Origin of the sequence: Kribbella sp. NPDC023972, assembly GCF_040639075.1 — a bacterium.
GTDB lineage: Bacteria > Actinomycetota > Actinomycetes > Propionibacteriales > Kribbellaceae > Kribbella.
On record NZ_JBEZZH010000003.1, the window covers coordinates 537,937 to 554,061 of the forward strand.

The following is a 16,125-nucleotide window of genomic DNA, read 5'->3' on the forward strand; positions in this document are numbered from 1 at the left end:
GTCCGAGACGCCGTCGGAGACGCCGAGCGAGACGCTGTCCGAGACGCCGTCCGAGACGCCGAGCGAGACACCGTCCGAGACGCCGTCCGAGACGCCGTCGGAGACGCCGAGCGAGACACCGTCCGAGACGCCGTCCGAGACGCCGTCGGAGACGCCGAGCGAGACACCGTCCGAGACGCCGTCGGAGACTCCGAGCGAGACCCCTTCGGAAACCCCGAGCGAGACCCCGTCGGAGAGCCTGAGCGAGACCCGGTCCAGCTCTCCGTCGCACTCGCCGTCCGCTAGCCCGACCAGCACGACGAGCATCCAGGTTGCGGTACCGACCGGGGTCGACGCCGGTCTGTCCGGTGCACACCGGAACGCATCCGCGAGCACCAGCAGCAGCAGCGTCTGGGGTATCGCGATGCTCTGCCTCGGTGGTGTCCTCGTGTTCGCCGGTGTTCTGAAGGCGCGGCAACGCCGCGGTCAGCACACGGCCTGACATGGCCGGTACGCGTCGCCGCCCGGGTCGCACTCGTCCATCGTGGTGGACAAGTTCGGCTCTGGCGGCCGGCGTCGTACTGCTCCTGGCCGGCGGCTACCTACAGTTCAGGAGCAACCCTTCGGCCGGTGATGAGGGCAGGCAGCAAAGTGCCGGCCCGTCGGCGTCCAGTCGCTCGAGTGCACGCGCAGGTACGACGACCGCCGTACCGACCAGGTTGTCGTCGAAGGCCACAGCCCCAAGATCCACGAAGGCCACAGTCCCAAGATCCACGAAGGCCACAGCCCCGAGATCCACGAAGGCCACGAGCTCGGCACTGGTCGATCCAGGAGACCCGGTCCGAGTGTCGGTGCCCAGTCTCGGAGTTTCGGCCCGTGTGCTCGGCATTCGCGCCCGCGGTGGTGTTCTCACCCCGCCGTCCAATCCGCGCCTGGTCGGCTGGTGGTCGGACGGCGCTCGGCCGGGTGCGGCCAAGGGCTCGGCCGTGATCACCGGACATACCGTGCATGACGGCGGCGGCGCGTTCGACGATCTCGATCAGTTGACCGCAGGCGATGCCGTCACGGTCACGACGGAGCGGGGGACGGTCGAGTACGTGGTCTCGGCGGTGATCACTTATCGCAAGAACGCGCTGGCCGAGCAAGCCGCGCGAGTCTTCGACCAGAGCGTCCCGGGCCGGCTGATCCTGGTCACCTGCGAGGATTGGGACGGTACGGCGTACCTCAGCAACGCCGTCGTCATCGCCAACCCCGTCGACTGAACCCGCGACCAAAGTCGACGGACGTCGGGCGTCCTCACCGCGCGGATGGTTAAGGTTGCCAAAAGCAACTTCAAGGTTCACCTCCGGCAAGGTGACGAACTCCGGCACTGCGGCACCATCTAGGCGTAAAGCGCTGCGCGGACAGTGACAAAAGTGCTTGTAGAAGGGGGTGTCGCATGGCGGACGGGCGGATCATCACGGTCTTCGCGACCAAGGGTGGCTGCGGCAAAACGACTGTCGCGTCCAACCTGGTCGTCACGTTGTGCGCCCGCGGTACCCGGCGCGTCTGCCTCGTCGACCTCGATCTGGAGCACGGCGACGACGCTTGCGTGCTCGGCCTTGGTGCGGAACGCAGCCTGCGTGACGCCGTGGAGTGGGCGGGCGAACTGACCCCCGACCGAGTGGCTTCCCTCATGACGCCATTCCGGCCGAACCTGGACTGCCTGCCCGCACCCTCTGGCCCCGGCGACGCGGCACACATCCCGCACACGCTGGTCGAGGAGTTGCTCAGCCTGCTGCCCGCGCTCTACGACTTCATCGTCGTCGACACGCCGGCGCACTTCAGCCGGGTGGTGCTGGCGGCGCTGGACGCGGCGGACGATCAGGTGCTGGTGACGACACCCGAACGGCCGGCGCTGAGGAACCTGCGCCGCACCCTCGACGCTCTCGACCTCCTGTACGACGCCAGCACCCGCTCCGTCGTACTGAACAAATCAGACCCCCAAGCGGGCCTGGCCCGGGCCGACGTCGACCGACTACTCAGAACTCCGATTGCGATGTGCCTGCCGAACTGCAACGACGTACCAGCCTCCATCAACCGCGCCGAACCCCTGGCCTTCGCCTACCCCAACCACCCGGTCAGCCAGGCGATCCGACAACTGGCCGAAGTGCTCGCGTCGAGCGACGGCAGATACAGCCGCGGCACTCCGTCCGGATAGCAATCCAAGCCCAAGCACCAGTTCAGTCATCGAAATCCATGAGGGTGTCGCGTGATATCTGCAGGAGAAAGTCACCAGTGGCGCCTCTACCAAAGGGTTGCAACGGCCGTCACGGTCGGAGGTGGCATCGTGATGCTTGCGCTCGCCGCCATCGCTCACAGCGGTGCGTCGATTGCGCTGCTGGTCATTGGCGGCGCGTGACCGTGCGCGCACACCCGCTCGAATGCGGGGGCTCATCGAGCTCGTCGCGGAACTTCGCCGGTGATCGGCGGACCGTCGGCGTGTTCACGTCCTGGCGGGGTAGCCGGTCGCCGCCGCGCTGGTCGCTGGCTTGGCCTCCGCCGGCGTCGAGCGCTTCTCAACAGCCCAGCTGCGGACGATATCTCCACGGCGAAGAGCCTTGACGTCGCCGCGAACAAGTACGGAAACACGGGGTGGTCGGCATTGATGTGTCCAGGGTCTCCGAGGAAGTTCGACAACGCACCCCAGACAGCGGGTGCTCGAGTGCGCGAAGCGCCGTCTCAGCAACCCTCGATCACCGGGTGGCTGCGTCTCCGGAGCAGTACGACGTCGACACGAGGCACACACCTCCAAACCCGCGACTCATCCGACCTTGAGAACCCACCGACCACAAATTGGACCCGAAAGTGAACGGTGGATTCTCAAGGTGGGCGGAAAGTCGCGTGCGGTCGCCGCCTGCAAGGCGGCCGGCTTCGAGCCGCTGCCCGAGATCCGGGCGGTCTACCGAACGCCTAGGCGGCGGCCTCGTCGGCGGCGCGGAGCACGCGCAGGATGTTGCCGCCGGCAAGCTTCGCCAACTCCGTTGCGTTCCAGCCGCGATCGGTGCCAGCGCCTCGAACAGGGCCGGGTACGACGCCACGTCGGCCAGCCCGTCCGGGAACTGCGGGCACCCGTCGTAGTCGCCGCCGATCCCGATGTGGTCGACGCCGGCGATCCCGCGGACGTGCTCGATGTGTGCCACCACGTCATCGAGCGTGACCGCCGGCTTCGGTACGTCGTACGAGTCGGCCAGCTTGGCCTGGTCTCGGGGCGGACCGGGTTCAGCTCCGGCGCGGCCTCCCGGGCCCCGGCGACCCAGTCGACGTACGCCTGGGAGACGAAGTACGGGACGAACGTCACCATGCACACGCCCTCGTTCGCGGCGAGCGTTTCCAGGACGTCGTCGGGAGCGTTCCGCGGTACGTCGCACACCGCGCGCGCGGACGAGTGGCTGAAGGTAGGCCGTTTGCCGCTCTTACGGCGGCACCCGCCCTATGACCTCAGGTCATCAACTCGAGGCCCGTGAGCGACCGCAGCGCTGCCCCCATGGCGCATGCCTGTCACGGCCGATCCTTTCCGCCAAGCCCTCGTTGCTGGCCAGCACCTGACTCAGTCCCCGAGGAAATGCAGCTCGGCCTGGCACGCTCAGAAGATGCCGGGGAGCAGGGCGGCGGTGCGTGTGCGGTACGCCGCGTAGGCCGGCAAGGCGCCGATCAGCACCTGCTCCTCGCGGCGCGCGCGGTAGACCTGGAGGGCCACGAGGGTGATCCACAGAGCCGCGGCGGCCGTGGTACCCACCACTACCGCCAGGCCGAGGGAGGACACGATTTCGCCGGTGTGGGGGTGTCGCACCCATCTGTAGGGGCCGTGTTCGACGACGTCACGGGCCTGGGCGAGAACGGACAGGTTCCTGCCCAGGCTGCACAGCGACCAGACGGCCCAGGCCGTTCCGGTGAGAAGCAGGATGTCGGCCACCAGCATCCGTCCAGTGGTGACCGGAGAGCCGCCCAGTAAGGGAAAGACGAAGGGGGTCAGCGTCGCGGTGATCGCTGCGACGTGAGCTGTGATCGATGGGCTCGTGGCTTTGGCCGGGCCGCGTCGCAGATATGCCCAGATGATCACGGCGTAGAAGGCCGCGACCAGAGCTGTGCCGATCCAGCGCAGCCCGTTGGCGTGCGATTGCGCCAGCACGATGACATCGACGCACAACATCATTGTTGCGGCAGGCACCATGATCAGCCGGCCGAGGTCCAGCCGGGCGGCGCGTAAGCGTGGTAGTGGTCATGGCTGCCTACTTTCCGAACAAGACTTGGGCGATGGTGATCATGCCCGGGCCGATGATGACGACGAACATCGACGGGAACAGGCAGAAGACGAGCGGGAAGAGGATCTTGACGGGGACCTTCTGCGCCTTCTCCTCGGAACGGGTCTTGCGTCGCAGACGCATTTCCCGCGCCTGTTCGCGCAGTACGTCGGCGATGCTGATGCCCAGCTCACCTGCCTGCACGAGCGCCGACACGAAGGATCGCAACTCGGGCACGGTGGTGCGATCGGTCATCGCGCGCAGGGCCTGCGGGCGGCTTGTGCCGATCTGCATCTCTTGCAGCGCCCGGGAGAACTCTGCGGCCAACGGGCCGTGGGTGTTGCGGGCAACCTGCGCGATCGCCGCATCGAATCCGAGACCGGCCTCGACGCAGACCGTGAGCAGGTCGAGGGCATCGGGCAATGCCTTTTGGATCTTCTGCTGGCGCTTGGTGCCCACGTTGTAGAGCAGGACGTCAGGCAGGAAGAACCCTGCGGCCGCGCCCACGGTGGTGGCCACGACGAGCAGGCCGAAACCGCGCATCCCGTAGAGGCCGCCGAGACCGCCGAGGATGAGCAGGCCGAGACCCTTCGCGGCCAGGACCCGGTCGGGCGTCCAACCCGACGGGTTGCCCGCGAGGTCCAGTCGGCGTTGCAGCTTCGTGGCGATACCCGTCGGCGACAGGCGGACCGCCAAGCCCTGCAGCCACCCAGGCAGTGCCGCGAAAGGATCGCGCTTCGACGCGATGTCGACCGGCGCACCCCGCGTGTAGTGACTGTCGATCGTGGCGAGCGCGGTCGCGACGCCGCCCTCGGCGGGTCGCGCGGAAATGCTGATCACTGCCAGCACGATGGCCAGGCCGAGAGCGGCGAGCCCGCCGATCAGGAGCACAGTTGCGGTCATCTCAAGCCTCCACCTTGACCAGTGCGCGGATCCAGAAAGCGCCCACAACGATCAACCCGGCACCGCCGGCCACCATCATCAGGCCGATGGGTGTGTTGAACAGTGGACTCATGTACTCGGGTCTCGTGAGGGTCATCCAGACGCCGAGCACAATCGGCAGGCAGACGACGATGTAGCCGGACAACCGGCCCTCAGCACTCAGGGCACGGACGTGGCGGCGAGTTTGCGCGCGTTCCCGCATGGTCTCGACCGTGTTCTTCAATACCTCGGCCAGGTTGCCGCCGACCTCGCGCTGGATCCGGGTGGCCATCACGACCCAGCGCAGGTCCTCGCACGCCATCCGGTCCGCGGCGCGGTTGAGTCCGTCCTCGAGCTGGAGCCCGATCCTCGTCTCCGCGAGCGCGCGATGGAACTCGCCCGCGGCGGGTTGGGTGCCGTCCCGCACCACGGTGTCGATGGCTTGTGCCAGCGAGAACCCGGAGCGAAGCGATCCGACGATCAGCTGCAGTACGTCGGGGAGCTGCTCACCGAAGGCGGCGCGGCGGCGGCCGATACGGAAGCCGAGGTACACGTGCTGAACGATCCAACCCACGACGAGTCCGATCGGCACGCTCAGCAGCGGGCTGAGGCCGAGGAGCATCGCCGCGGCCGCCAGTGCGGCGCCGCCGCACAGGGCCATCAACGACCACTCTGCCGGCGTACGCTTCACGTCCGCGAGATCGAGTCGCTTGGCAAGCCCCTGTTCCGCGCCGCTGGAGCGCAAGGCCTGGCCGACGAATCCGATCGCGGTCTGAGCGGCTGCGCCCTCTGCGGCGCCCGGGTGGGGCGCTTCGTGGCGAGGTCCGTAGTGACTGACCTGCTCGACGAGGCGGCGTGCCGTGTCTTGGCGGACACTCTGCCAACGCAGGAGGACCACGGCGAGCAACACAACCACGAAGACCCCGCTGAGCAGGACGAGGAGGTGCCAGGACCAGACCGTCCGGTGCGTGCTGTCCGCCTCTGCAGGCGGTGCCGACGTGGGCGCGGGTGTTGCCGGCGTGAGTGCCGCAAAGGTCACCGAAGTCTTCGCGTTGAGCGAACCGACAGTGACGCGCAGCGTGACCTGACGGCCGGCCAGATTGCCGGGTACGTCGACGTCGATCTTCGCGCGCGCCGTGAAGCTGCGCGCCACGGCAGCGAACGCCGCGGTCAACTCACCGGCGTTCTGAGCGGTCAGAATCCGCCCACCCGAGGCCGACGCGATTTGCTGTGCTGCTGACGCGTCACCGCTGCCGTACCGGAAGGCGACCACGTCAGCTGGGATGCGCTCGGCCGCAAGTTGGCTGGTGACCGACTTCAGGGCGGCTTTGCTGGACGTGTCCACGCCGTCGGACAGCACGACCAGTCTGCGCTGCGCCGCCGGGCCGAGCCGGGCGGCATCGAGTGCCGAAACGGCCGCGCGGACAGCGTCGTACAGGGCTGTGGCCCCAACGGCTTGTACTCGAGCCAGTGCGTTGCGGACCCTGGTGCGGTTCGCCGTAGGCGCGACGACCAGCCGAGGTTGGTCGGAGAAGGTGAGCAAGCCCGCTTGTACGTCGGTCGGCAGGCTGGCGAGGTAGCTCAGCGCGGCCTGACGGGCGGCCGTGATCCCCGAGCCGGTCATCGAGCCGCTGGTGTCCAGGACGATGATCACCGCTCGCGGCGGGGCTGCTGCCGTCGTACTGCTGACTGGTGTCACGCGCGCGGGCAACACGGTCTGGCCGGCGGTGACCCGCACGGTCTTCGAGTCCAGCGTTCCCCCGACGTTGGCGGTGGTGAGCACGAAGCTGGCCTGACCCGGCCTGACCTGGACGGAGTCGATCCGAGCCGAAGGGCCGGTGTCTGCGATGGCGGCACTCGGCAGAACCACCGCCAGGCCCACCACCAGCGCACCCGTGAGGGAGCGCAGTAGGTTGCGTCGCGAGATCGTCATCGGACGACCTCATCCTGGCCGAACATCCGCGGCGGCAGGTGGATGCCTCGGTCGGCGAGCCGCTCGAGGAAACCAGGGCACAGACCGGTGCTGCGCAGCGCGCCCCGGAACCGGCCGTGCTCGTCGACGCCGGCATGGAAGTCGAACAGGAACAGGTCTTGCAGGGTGATGACCTCGCCCTCCATGCCGTTCACCTCGGTGATGTGGGTGATCCGGCGCGTCCCGTCCTTGAGCCGGGCCTGGTGCACGATGAGGTCGATCGCGGAGGCCATCTGCTCGCGGATCGCCCGCTGCGGCAGGTCGACGCCGGCCATCAGCACCATCGTCTCCAGGCGGGACAGCGACTCACGTGGCGCGTTGGAGTGCACGGTGGTGATGGAGCCGTCGTGGCCGGTGTTCATGGCTTGCAGCATGTCCAGCGCGGCGCCGTCGCGGACCTCGCCGATGATGATGCGGTCCGGGCGCATCCGCAGCGCGTTGCGGACCAGGTCCCGGATCGCGATCTCGCCGCGCGCCTCCACGTTGGACGGTCGCGACTCCAGGCGCAGTACGTGGTCCTGCCGCAGTTGCAGCTCGGCGGCGTCCTCGATTGTGACGATGCGCTCGTCGTCGGGCAGGAACGAGGACACCACGTTCAGTGTCGTCGTCTTCCCGGAGCCGGTGCCGCCGCCGATCAGAATGTTCAGCCGGCCGCGAACGCAGGCGTGGAGCAGTTCGGCGACCGGTCCGGTCAACGTGCCGAACGAGATCAGGTCATTGACCGTGAACGGGTCGGCGGCGAACTTCCGGATCGTCAGCAATGACCCGTCCAGCGCGATCGGCGGTACGACGGCGTTCACGCGGCTGCCGTCCGGCAGGCGGGCGTCCACCATCGGGCTGGCCTCGTCGACACGGCGGCCGATCCGGGCAACGATCTTGTCGATGGTACGGCGAAGGTGACTCTCGTCCGTGAACGCCGCATCGACCCCGACCAGCCGCCCGTCGCGTTCGACGTAGATCTGGTCATGGCCGTTCACCATGATCTCGGAGACACCGGCGTCACGCAGATAAGGTTCGAGCGGGCCGTGGCCGAGGATCTCGTCGGCGACCTCCTGCGCGACGCGCGAACGGTCGGCCGCGGTCATCGGGGTGTCGTCGCGCTGCAGCACTGCCTGCAGGGTCTGTGTGACGCGCTGTTCGAGCTCGCGCTGGTCAAGGTGGGCGTCGTAGAGCTTGGGACCCAGCGCCTCCAGCAGACCCTGGTGCACGCTGCGTTTCACGCCGGCGAAAGGGTCGGCGTTCCGCGCTGCGCGGCGAGGCACGTCAGTGGTCGGTCGCGGGCCTGGTGAGTTCGCGGGCGCAGGCCGGATCGCCGGAATCTGCTGCCCCCGCTGGGCCAGTCGTTCGGACAGGTTCATCATCGCCTCCCCGCACCACGACGTACGGCGAACGGCTTGTGCCGCGCCGGGGCGGGCTGGCTCAGGAGACGTTCCCGGGCGAACCGGGAGATCGCCTGGCTGACCGGATGCGTCGGCGTCGCGATCACGATCGGGGTCCCCTTGTTGATCGAGATGGGGACGTTGCGGCTGGACGGCACCTGGGCGCTGATCGGACTGCGCACAACCCGCTCGACGTCGCTCGAGGAGAGCCCGACCTTCGAGTCGGAGCGGTTGAGCACCACTGAGCGGATGTCGCGTGAGTAGGAGAGGAGGTCGAGCATGTCGAGCGCGATCCGCATGTTCTTCAGCGCCGGCGTGTCCGGCGTGGTCAGCAGCACGTGGTGGTCGGAGACGTCCATCGCAGTGAGCACGTGCTCGCTGAACTGGGCCGGTGTGTCGACCACGATGAAGTCGAACATCCCGCGCAGTACTGCGAGCAGCTCGCCGACCAGCGCGGCGGGGATCTTCTCGGCATCCCCCGGCGCGACCGGTGCCAGCAGCATGTCCAGGCCTGGCCGGTACGGCGTCAGCAGCGAGGCAGCGCCGGTCATGTCGAGGTGGCCGGCCATCGGCAACGCATCGCTGATCGTGCGCACCGGCTCGAGCTGGACGTTGATCGCCACATCGCCGAAGGCGAGGTCGAGGTCGAGTACACACACCCGCTGATCGCCACCGGCGGCCAAGGCAGCGGCGAGGTTGATCGCGAACGTGGTCTTGCCGCAACCGCCCTTCGCGGCGAACACGGTGACCACCTTGCCGTGATGCGTCGCCGCCGGCTCGTCGATGGCGCGGGCATGCCCCGACAGCGCCCGCGAGCGGTCGCAGGCCGCGAGCAGCGCCGCGTCATCGCCGGCGGTGACCACTTCCCGGACGCCGGCCCGCAGCGCTTCGGTGAGCAGTTCGACGTCGACGTGCCGCCGTACCAGGATCACGCCCACGGTCGGACGATCGATCCGCAGGTGCGCGGTGAACCTGAGCGCGTCGTCCGTTGCGGCATCCGGGCCCACCACGACCAAGTCCTCGGTGAGGTCGTCATCCAGCGCCCGGAGTGCGGCGACGAGGTCGTCGACGGGGCTCGCGGTCGTTTCGCCTGGCCAGGTGGCCAGCTGGCAGAGAATCGTCATGGCGATCGTCCTCACTTCTTCTTCGCCGGCGGCGGGAACTGCGGAACGACGTGGTCGTCCGGCTTGATCTGAGCCGAGGGACCGAGCAGGGCCAGGTACGGCAGACCGATCTGCGTCACCATGATCAGGCGCTCGGCGTCGTCCTGATTGACCGCGACGGTCACCAGCGTCAGATCGTTCTGGACGGAGGCAGATCGCTGCGAGGCCGAGCTGTTGCCGTTCTTGGAATCGTCCTGCTGCGTCGACGACGCCGACCCGATCGCGATCACCCGCACCTTGGGCACCACGACCCGGGTGTTGCCGATGCCGCCCTTGCCGATCTGCTGCTTGTGCTGGCCGGTGCAGTTCGGCTGTCCACTGACCTCGCCGGGGCCGCCGGTGACGACGGTGCCGAACACCGCGACGTCGGACCCGACCCGGACGTGGCCGGCGACAATCTCCGGACTGCAGAGGGTGATGGTGACCGCCACCTTGCCGTCCGGAATCACCAGTCCACCCGGAGCCTGTGCGGCCGGCACCAGCATCGAGCTCAGGACCACCTCGCCGGGGCTGAGATCAGTCGAGGTGACCAAGGCCTCCTGGCTCGCCGTGATCTCCGCGACGGCATCGGTGGAGACCGAGGAGGCCGGCAGCGTTTCCTTGCGCAGTGACGACTTCGCTTCGCCGGCCTTGGTTCCGGACGGGATCGCCTTGCTGACAACAAGAACGGTCACCGGCTTCTGCCCGGCCACAGCGCGGGCGTCCGCGCGATTGACGTAGACCAGGACGGCAAGCGTTCCGAGCACGGCCAGCGCCACCGCCATCACAATGGTCAAAACCCGACGTTTCATTGCTTTCTCTCTTCTGCTGGCGGTACTAGCCGGCGAGCTTGATGGCGGTCGCACCGAAGTAGGTGCCGCCCCCGATGGTCGTGGACGTGGGCACCAGTGCCTGGGTGAAGTGCCCGTAGATACAGGACGGAGTCGTCTTCCCGTTCGGGCAGTCCGCCTTGGTGAACGGTGAAGGAATGTCGTCCTTGAGCGGATTCATGTTCGCGTACCCGGTGAGGATGAACGCGGCCAGTCCGACCAGGTGATATGTGGCACCGCTGCCCGACCCGGTCGTCGTGTCGTAGATCGGAATGAAGATCGGGGTCTGGTTCGCGACGTACGACGTCAGCGCGTCCTGGCACTCCTGGGAGATGTTCTTGCCTGGGTCGCTTCCGGTGACGTACCCGTTCTGAGTGAGGTCGACCACGGCACTACAGCCGCCGACGTCGTTCAGCCATCCGAACTCACCTGGCCTGCTCATCCCGGCGCAGGTAGGCGCACTGGGAGCATCCCGCACGAAGATCCTGACATCGGCGCCGAAGGTCGGCGGAGTGCCACCACCGGTGGCTTGCGTCCACGCACAGAGCGAAAGCGTCATTGCGAGGGACTTGGAGCTTTGGACCGCAGGTCCCCACATCGCCCGGGCGCAGGCGTGAACCGTAGTGCCTTGGTAGCCGGCATTCCCTGCCAGCGCGCGAGCGAACACTGGCGGCAACAGCGACGAGCCGCCTGTGGTCTGGGTGGCGGTGTGCACGTCGACGTAGCTCGTGCCCGCCGGCGGCCCGCTCGTGCAGTCGCCCGGCGCGCCCGAGGATGCCGGGCAACCTGGCAGTGCCCCGGAGGGGGCGTGGCCGCACACCAACGGCACCGCCGATGCGCCGTCCTTGGCATTACGGTTGGCGTAGGTGGCGGCCTCACTGGGCGTGCAGTCCTTGACGACGCAGCTCTTGGCGACAGCGAGCGAGCCGGCGTCAGCGCTGTTCTGGAGCCCGGCGCGCTCCTGGTACAGCATGCCGACGTCGACAACCAGAGCTGCCATGCCGAGCATGACGCCGCCCCCGAACAGCACGCCGACCAGGATGCCGACGGCCCCTCGGTCATTGGTGCGGAGCAGCCGCAACATCGGCCGGACGAACCGCGGTACTAGGTCTCGCATGGCATGACTCCGTTCGCGGATAACGTGATCTGGCCGCTCATGCCGCTGCCACCGAGAAGGGTGACGAGGTTTCCGAGCCCGGGCGTGAACGCGAAGCTGTAGCTGGTCTCAACAGCGCCGTCGCTGCCCGGGCCGGCGCCGGTAGGGCAGGCCGACTGGATCGACACTCCTACTGGGCTCAGCCCGACAGCGGCATCCTGCGTGCGACTCTGCACGTTCGGCTGCCCGAGGGCGACGAGCCGAGCACCTTCCCGCGCGGCCTGAGTCAGAGTGATCTGTGCGTTGAGCAGCCGGCCGAAGTCGATGACGCCCAGCACGAGAACCAACAGCAGGGGAAGCAGAAGCGCGAACTCGACAGCGGTGGCGCCGCGGTCCGCGCTGCTGCCCCTCTGTACCGACGACGAGGGCAGCATGCGGCGTACCCGTGCCGCGGGCCGGGTGCGAGATGCGCGGCCGTGGTGGGTTTCCCCGCCGCGTTCCCCTCGTCTCGGATACATGAGTTCTCCCAGTCATGAAGATCGTTCAGAAACTGTTGATGACGTCTATGTACAAATCGGCGACGAGCGGGCCGAAGACGATGAGAGCGGGAACGACGACGATCGCGATCAGCATCAGCAGCAGGCCGTACTCGACCATGGCCGCGCCACGGTCGTCGGGACGCAGCGACCGAGCAAGTGCCATGCCGAACCCCACGAGATGGAGCATCGGAACTCCTAGCGGAATAGGGTGGTCGCGGCCCGACCGATCTGACCGGGCCGCACCACCTACGCGATCGAGCTGAGTGTTTGGCCGACCGCCCGACCGATCAGGGAAGCTGGTTGGTGACGTCGGTGAACAGGCCGGCGATCGCCGTGCCCAGGGGCCCCGCCGCGGCAGCCACGATGACTGCGATCAGGGCGACCAGCAGGCCGTACTCGACCATGGACGCGCCACGGTCGTCGCGACGCAGCTGCTTGGTGTAGGTCAGAACGTAGACGAGCAAGTTCTGGTGCATGTGGAACTCCTCCTTCAAGTGGCGGGTTTTGAGTCCCACCGATCTGGTCGAACGGCTCTGTACCGCTCTACCGGAACTGTGCGGGATCGTTGCCTTGTCGCGGCATCGGCCGATCGGCCAGAACGCGGTGGACGATGGGACGACACCGGACGACACACCTGTCAGGCGATTGGCCGACACGTCGGCCGAACGGTCGGCCTCCGGCTCCAGTCGGCCAGTTCTGCGCCGGCGCGGTTCCCTGACGGACGCGCGCGCGGTTAGCTTCACCGCATGGACATCGCATGGACACTCGCCGGAGGTGTGATCGGCTTCGCCGCAGGCATGGGCCTGCGCATCACGGTCTTTCGACTGTCCGTGGCGTCCGGCGAGCCTGACCGCACGACGTGCCAGCGGTGTGGGACGCCCATCCGCGGACGGGTCCGATGCTCGGGCTGTCACAGGTGGTACGGCGTTCCGCTCGTCTTGGAGCTGGTCACCGCGACAGTGCTTGCCCTGCTACTGGGCAAGTTCGCGGGCCTACCCGATGCGGCCGCGTTCGCCTTTCTCGGGGTTTTGGGCGTGGCATTGGCGGCAATCGACATCGCCGTACAGCGGTTGCCGGATCGACTGACACTGCTGTTGTACCCAGGCCTGATCGTGCTGTTCGGGCTCGCGGCGGTCTTCAACGGACTCCCGGCGAACTTGCTCCGCGCAGTGCTGGGCGGACTGGTGCTCGGCGGCGGCTATCTGGTGCTTGGGCTCCTGAGCCGGGGGCAGCTCGGCGGCGGCGACATCAAGCTCGCCGGCGGACTCGGCATCGCGCTCGGCTGGCTGGGGTGGCCGACACTGCTCAACGGAGCGATCTTGGGGTTCGTACTGATGGGCGTCGTCAGCCTCGCCCTGCTCGCCGCGGGCCGGATCACGCTCAAGCACGATCTCAGCTTTGGCCCGTTCATGCTCACCGGAGCCCTGGTCGCCATCCTTGCCAGCGCCTGACACCTGGCCGGCATGGGGTTGTCCCGTCGCACTAGGGCCTAAAGTCCCTAGTCACACCGTGTGATCGTTACGTACTGTGACGATCACACGGGGAGGTTCACGATGAGTCACCGCATCAAAATCGTTGTGGTCGACGGTCACACGCTTACGCGGTTCGGTCTCCTGGAGCTCGTGGGCGCGCAGCCCGACATGGCGGTCGTCGGCGAGACGGGCCTGGGATCCGAGGCCATCGGCACAGTTGTTGCCGCCGGAGCCGATGTCGTCGTCCTCGACACCGCGCTACCGGACGCCGACGGGTTGGGGATCGCCCGCGAGTTGCGCGACCGGAACGGCGGGCTCGGCATCGTGCTGCTGACGTCCAACGGCGAGGACGACGTCCTGTTCCGCTCCCTGGAGATAGGGGTTTCGGCCTTCGTCACCAAGGCCGCTCCCGCCGCTGAGGTGCTCGCCGCGATCCGGCATGCGGCTGTCGCCGCCGACTCGTTCATCGCCAGCGGTCTCGGCTCGGCTGTCGCGCGCCGGCATCAGCCCACTGCCAGGACTTTGCTGAGCCCGAGGGAGGCCGAAGTACTCACGCTGCTCGGGCAGGGGTTGCCCGTGGCCGCAATCGGTGCGGCGATGTACGTCAGTCATTCGACGGCCAAGACCTACGTCGCCCGCCTGTACGAGAAGCTCGGCGCGTCCAACCGCACGCAGGCGTTGATGGCTGCCCTGCAGCTGGGGCTGATTCGTCAGCAGCTGGGCCCGGAAGTTGGTCACCAGGCGTTCAACCATGTCGGTGGAAAGCACCCGGGAGATTTCCGTAACGGACTGTAGGCTCGCAGCGATTACAGTTACAGCAGGTGATATCAGTCACTCTCCGAACTGGGGGATCGTAGGAGAGGCCACGGGGGGACACGCCATGCAGAACTCGATCACAGTTGTCGTCGTCGACGGCCACACGCTGACCAGGTACGGATTGATCCGGCTGGTCAGCGCCGATGCCGAGATCGTCATCGTCGGAGAGTGCGGCCTCGCGGCCGAAGCCGCGGCTCTGGTCGAGTCGACCCGTCCTGACGTCGTCGTCCTGGACGTCGCGCTCCCCGACGCCGATGGACTGCAGTTGGCCCGTGAGCTCCGTGACCGCCACGCCGAGCTTGGCATCGTCGTACTGACGGCCCAGGCGGAGGACGACGTACTGTTCCGCGCTCTGGAGACCGGGGTCTCCGCCTTCGTCGGCAAGACCGCCCCGAACACCGAAGTGCTCGGGGCGATCCGCCACGCTGCCGTGGCTGCGGCCTCCTTCACCGCCACCGGCCTTGCCCACGCCTTGGCCCGCCGTGTTCGTCCGATCGGGCTGGGACATGCTGCCGCCGCTGAGGGGCTCACACTGAGTCCCCGTGAGCACGAGGTCCTGGCCCTGCTGGCGACCGGCCGATCCGTCCCCGCGATCGCGGCGACCATGTTCGTCAGCGTCTCGACGGCGAAGACCTACGTGTCCCGCGTGTACGACAAGCTGGGCGCCACCAACCGCGCCAACGCGATCATGACCGCGCTCCGGCTCGGTCTGATCAAGCCCGAGCTCAGCATTCCCGCCTAGGGGACCAGTACAAGCCTGCCGCGGACACCGCCCTTCGCCAGCCGCTTGTACGCCGCCACCGCGTCCTCCAGCGCGTAGGTGTCGGCTACTCGGGTGGAGATCGCTCCCGCCTCGGTCAGTTGGACGAGCTCCGTCAGCTCCGCGCGGTTGGCGTGCACGAAGATCTGCACGACGCGGATACCGCGCAGGTGCGGCGGTGTCGGTCCTCCCTGGACATGAGCGTGCCCTCCTTGGTTTCTGACTGCTTCCTGCGCTGCGACGCCGAGGACAGCCGCATCCACTAGCCCGTCCACGCCCGCCGGGACGATCTTGCGTACGGCGGCTGACAGGTCGTCCGCCCGTGACACGAAGCGATCCGCGCCGAGACGTTGTACCAGATCCTCGTCCTCCGCCGCAGCGCTGGCGATCACGGTCAGGCCGAAGTGCTTGGCCAGCTCGACCGCATACCCGCCGACACCGCCGGCAGCTCCAGTGATCAACACAGTCTGTTGCTGGCTCAGCTGAAGCGCCTCGAGCGCCTGCAGAGCGGTCAACGCGTTCAGCGCGATCGTGGATGCGTGAGTCAGGTCGACGTTGTGCGGCGCCGGTGCGACCGCGTCTGCGTCCAGTACGACGTACTCCGCATGGGTCTTGAGCGGCCTGCCGAGCAGATCCGCCAGTCCGATCACCGGCGTACCGGGCTCGAGGTCACTGCCTGGACCGATCGAGTCGATGGTCCCGGCGACGTCCCAGCCGAGTCCGAACTGGTCGCGGCCGCCGGTGAGACCGAACTGCACTACCTTTCCGGCGCTGACTGCCAGGTCCACCGGGTTGACGGCGGTTGCGGCCACCTTGATCCGGACCTGTCCGGCGGCCGGCTCGGGTACCGCGGTCTCGATCAGCTCGAGTGCGTCCGGCCCGTCGAGCCGCCGGGCCACGAGTGCGCGCATATCGTTTCTCTCCTTGGATGTCGTT

Annotated in this window: 18 protein-coding genes and 1 pseudogene; 5 read left to right on the forward strand and 14 right to left on the reverse strand. The window is 67.7% G+C overall.

What is annotated here, in order from left to right:
* Positions 1-306, reverse strand: a 306-nt coding sequence (locus AB0F43_RS15715; protein WP_360476061.1) for a hypothetical protein, incomplete at its 3' end; no start/stop codon positions are given.
* A gap of 518 nt (positions 307-824) precedes the next feature.
* Between AB0F43_RS15715 and AB0F43_RS15720 the strand changes: the two genes are divergently transcribed.
* Both AB0F43_RS15720 and AB0F43_RS15725 read left to right on the forward strand, forming a co-directional pair.
* Complete coding sequence (locus AB0F43_RS15720) at positions 825-1,241, forward strand: class F sortase (protein WP_360476064.1); 417 nt, start codon at positions 825-827, stop codon at positions 1,239-1,241.
* Between the two features lie 176 nt (positions 1,242-1,417).
* Entirely contained in the window at positions 1,418-2,179 is a 762-nt protein-coding gene (locus AB0F43_RS15725) for an AAA family ATPase (RefSeq protein ID WP_360476067.1), read from the forward strand.
* Between the two features lie 535 nt (positions 2,180-2,714).
* Here the strand turns inward: AB0F43_RS15725 and AB0F43_RS15730 are convergent.
* The 12 genes and pseudogenes from AB0F43_RS15730 to AB0F43_RS15785 all read right to left on the reverse strand — a co-directional run bounded on the left by AB0F43_RS15730 (position 2,715) and on the right by AB0F43_RS15785 (position 12,617).
* The gene (locus AB0F43_RS15730; protein ID WP_360476070.1) at positions 2,715-3,326 is read right to left on the reverse strand and encodes a membrane dipeptidase; all 612 of its coding nucleotides are present in this window, start codon (positions 3,324-3,326) and stop codon (positions 2,715-2,717) included.
* Between the two features lie 20 nt (positions 3,327-3,346).
* A pseudogene (locus tag AB0F43_RS15735) lies at positions 3,347-3,391 on the reverse strand (hypothetical protein); the annotation flags it as partial.
* Between the two features lie 213 nt (positions 3,392-3,604).
* Positions 3,605-4,192, reverse strand: coding sequence for a methyltransferase (locus AB0F43_RS15740; RefSeq protein ID WP_360476073.1), 588 nt, complete (start codon positions 4,190-4,192; stop codon positions 3,605-3,607).
* A 58-nt stretch (positions 4,193-4,250) separates the two neighbouring features.
* Entirely contained in the window at positions 4,251-5,165 is a 915-nt protein-coding gene (locus tag AB0F43_RS15745) for a type II secretion system F family protein (RefSeq protein ID WP_360476076.1), read from the reverse strand.
* A gap of 1 nt (position 5,166) precedes the next feature.
* The gene (locus AB0F43_RS15750) at positions 5,167-7,116 is read right to left on the reverse strand and encodes a VWA domain-containing protein (RefSeq protein WP_360476079.1); all 1,950 of its coding nucleotides are present in this window, start codon (positions 7,114-7,116) and stop codon (positions 5,167-5,169) included.
* Positions 7,113-8,375 carry a CpaF family protein gene (locus AB0F43_RS15755; protein ID WP_360476082.1) on the reverse strand — a complete coding sequence of 421 codons (1,263 nt, stop codon included), beginning with the start codon at positions 8,373-8,375 and terminating at the stop codon, positions 7,113-7,115. Before AB0F43_RS15755 ends, AB0F43_RS15750 begins: the two co-directional genes overlap by 4 nt.
* A 137-nt stretch (positions 8,376-8,512) precedes the next feature.
* Positions 8,513-9,658: a P-loop NTPase gene (locus AB0F43_RS15760; protein ID WP_360476085.1), complete on the reverse strand. Its 1,146-nt coding sequence runs from the start codon at positions 9,656-9,658 to the stop codon at positions 8,513-8,515.
* An 11-nt stretch (positions 9,659-9,669) separates the two neighbouring features.
* The gene (gene cpaB / locus AB0F43_RS15765; RefSeq protein ID WP_360476088.1) at positions 9,670-10,488 is read right to left on the reverse strand and encodes a Flp pilus assembly protein CpaB; all 819 of its coding nucleotides are present in this window, start codon (positions 10,486-10,488) and stop codon (positions 9,670-9,672) included.
* Between the two features lie 25 nt (positions 10,489-10,513).
* Entirely contained in the window at positions 10,514-11,623 is a 1,110-nt protein-coding gene (locus AB0F43_RS15770; RefSeq protein ID WP_360476091.1) for a Tad domain-containing protein, read from the reverse strand.
* Positions 11,611-12,036, reverse strand: a complete 426-nt coding sequence (locus AB0F43_RS15775) for a TadE family protein (RefSeq protein WP_360476094.1) — start codon at positions 12,034-12,036, stop codon at positions 11,611-11,613. Before AB0F43_RS15775 ends, AB0F43_RS15770 begins: the two co-directional genes overlap by 13 nt.
* A gap of 109 nt (positions 12,037-12,145) precedes the next feature.
* A complete protein-coding gene (locus AB0F43_RS15780; RefSeq protein WP_360476096.1) occupies positions 12,146-12,328 on the reverse strand; it encodes a hypothetical protein in 183 nt (60 codons plus the stop codon).
* Between the two features lie 100 nt (positions 12,329-12,428).
* Entirely contained in the window at positions 12,429-12,617 is a 189-nt protein-coding gene (locus AB0F43_RS15785) for a Flp family type IVb pilin (protein ID WP_360476098.1), read from the reverse strand.
* 270 nt (positions 12,618-12,887) lie between these two features.
* On the opposite strand from AB0F43_RS15785, the gene AB0F43_RS15790 reads away from it, so the two are divergent.
* The 3 genes from AB0F43_RS15790 (at position 12,888) to AB0F43_RS15800 (ending at position 15,171) form a co-directional block, all read left to right on the forward strand.
* Entirely contained in the window at positions 12,888-13,592 is a 705-nt protein-coding gene (locus AB0F43_RS15790) for an A24 family peptidase (RefSeq protein WP_360476101.1), read from the forward strand.
* 102 nt (positions 13,593-13,694) lie between these two features.
* Positions 13,695-14,408, forward strand: coding sequence for a response regulator transcription factor (locus AB0F43_RS15795; protein WP_360476104.1), 714 nt, complete (start codon positions 13,695-13,697; stop codon positions 14,406-14,408).
* 85 nt (positions 14,409-14,493) lie between these two features.
* Positions 14,494-15,171, forward strand: coding sequence for a response regulator transcription factor (locus AB0F43_RS15800; protein WP_360476107.1), 678 nt, complete (start codon positions 14,494-14,496; stop codon positions 15,169-15,171).
* On the opposite strand, the gene AB0F43_RS15805 is transcribed toward AB0F43_RS15800, so the two are convergent.
* Positions 15,168-16,100: an NADP-dependent oxidoreductase gene (locus AB0F43_RS15805; protein WP_360476110.1), complete on the reverse strand. Its 933-nt coding sequence runs from the start codon at positions 16,098-16,100 to the stop codon at positions 15,168-15,170. The genes AB0F43_RS15800 and AB0F43_RS15805 overlap by 4 nt on opposite strands.
* Positions 16,101-16,125 lie beyond the last annotated feature (25 nt).

Excerpts from the sequence above, each read along its gene's own strand:
- AB0F43_RS15725 (WP_360476067.1), top strand. The coding sequence starts at position 1,418 with ATGGCGGACGGGCGGATCATCACGGTCTTCGCGACCAAGGGTGGCTGC.
- AB0F43_RS15740 (WP_360476073.1), bottom strand. The coding sequence starts at position 4,192 with ATGGTGCCTGCCGCAACAATGATGTTGTGCGTCGATGTCATCGTGCTG.
- AB0F43_RS15745 (WP_360476076.1), bottom strand. The coding sequence starts at position 5,165 with ATGACCGCAACTGTGCTCCTGATCGGCGGGCTCGCCGCTCTCGGCCTG.
- AB0F43_RS15750 (WP_360476079.1), bottom strand. The coding sequence starts at position 7,116 with ATGACGATCTCGCGACGCAACCTACTGCGCTCCCTCACGGGTGCGCTG.
- AB0F43_RS15760 (WP_360476085.1), bottom strand. The coding sequence starts at position 9,658 with ATGACGATTCTCTGCCAGCTGGCCACCTGGCCAGGCGAAACGACCGCG.
- cpaB (WP_360476088.1), bottom strand. The coding sequence starts at position 10,488 with ATGAAACGTCGGGTTTTGACCATTGTGATGGCGGTGGCGCTGGCCGTG.
- AB0F43_RS15770 (WP_360476091.1), bottom strand. The coding sequence starts at position 11,623 with ATGCGAGACCTAGTACCGCGGTTCGTCCGGCCGATGTTGCGGCTGCTC.
- AB0F43_RS15775 (WP_360476094.1), bottom strand. The coding sequence starts at position 12,036 with ATGCTGCCCTCGTCGTCGGTACAGAGGGGCAGCAGCGCGGACCGCGGC.
- AB0F43_RS15780 (WP_360476096.1), bottom strand. The coding sequence starts at position 12,328 with ATGCTCCATCTCGTGGGGTTCGGCATGGCACTTGCTCGGTCGCTGCGT.
- AB0F43_RS15785 (WP_360476098.1), bottom strand. The coding sequence starts at position 12,617 with ATGCACCAGAACTTGCTCGTCTACGTTCTGACCTACACCAAGCAGCTG.
- AB0F43_RS15790 (WP_360476101.1), top strand. The coding sequence starts at position 12,888 with ATGGACATCGCATGGACACTCGCCGGAGGTGTGATCGGCTTCGCCGCA.
- AB0F43_RS15795 (WP_360476104.1), top strand. The coding sequence starts at position 13,695 with ATGAGTCACCGCATCAAAATCGTTGTGGTCGACGGTCACACGCTTACG.
- AB0F43_RS15800 (WP_360476107.1), top strand. The coding sequence starts at position 14,494 with ATGCAGAACTCGATCACAGTTGTCGTCGTCGACGGCCACACGCTGACC.
- AB0F43_RS15805 (WP_360476110.1), bottom strand. The coding sequence starts at position 16,100 with ATGCGCGCACTCGTGGCCCGGCGGCTCGACGGGCCGGACGCACTCGAG.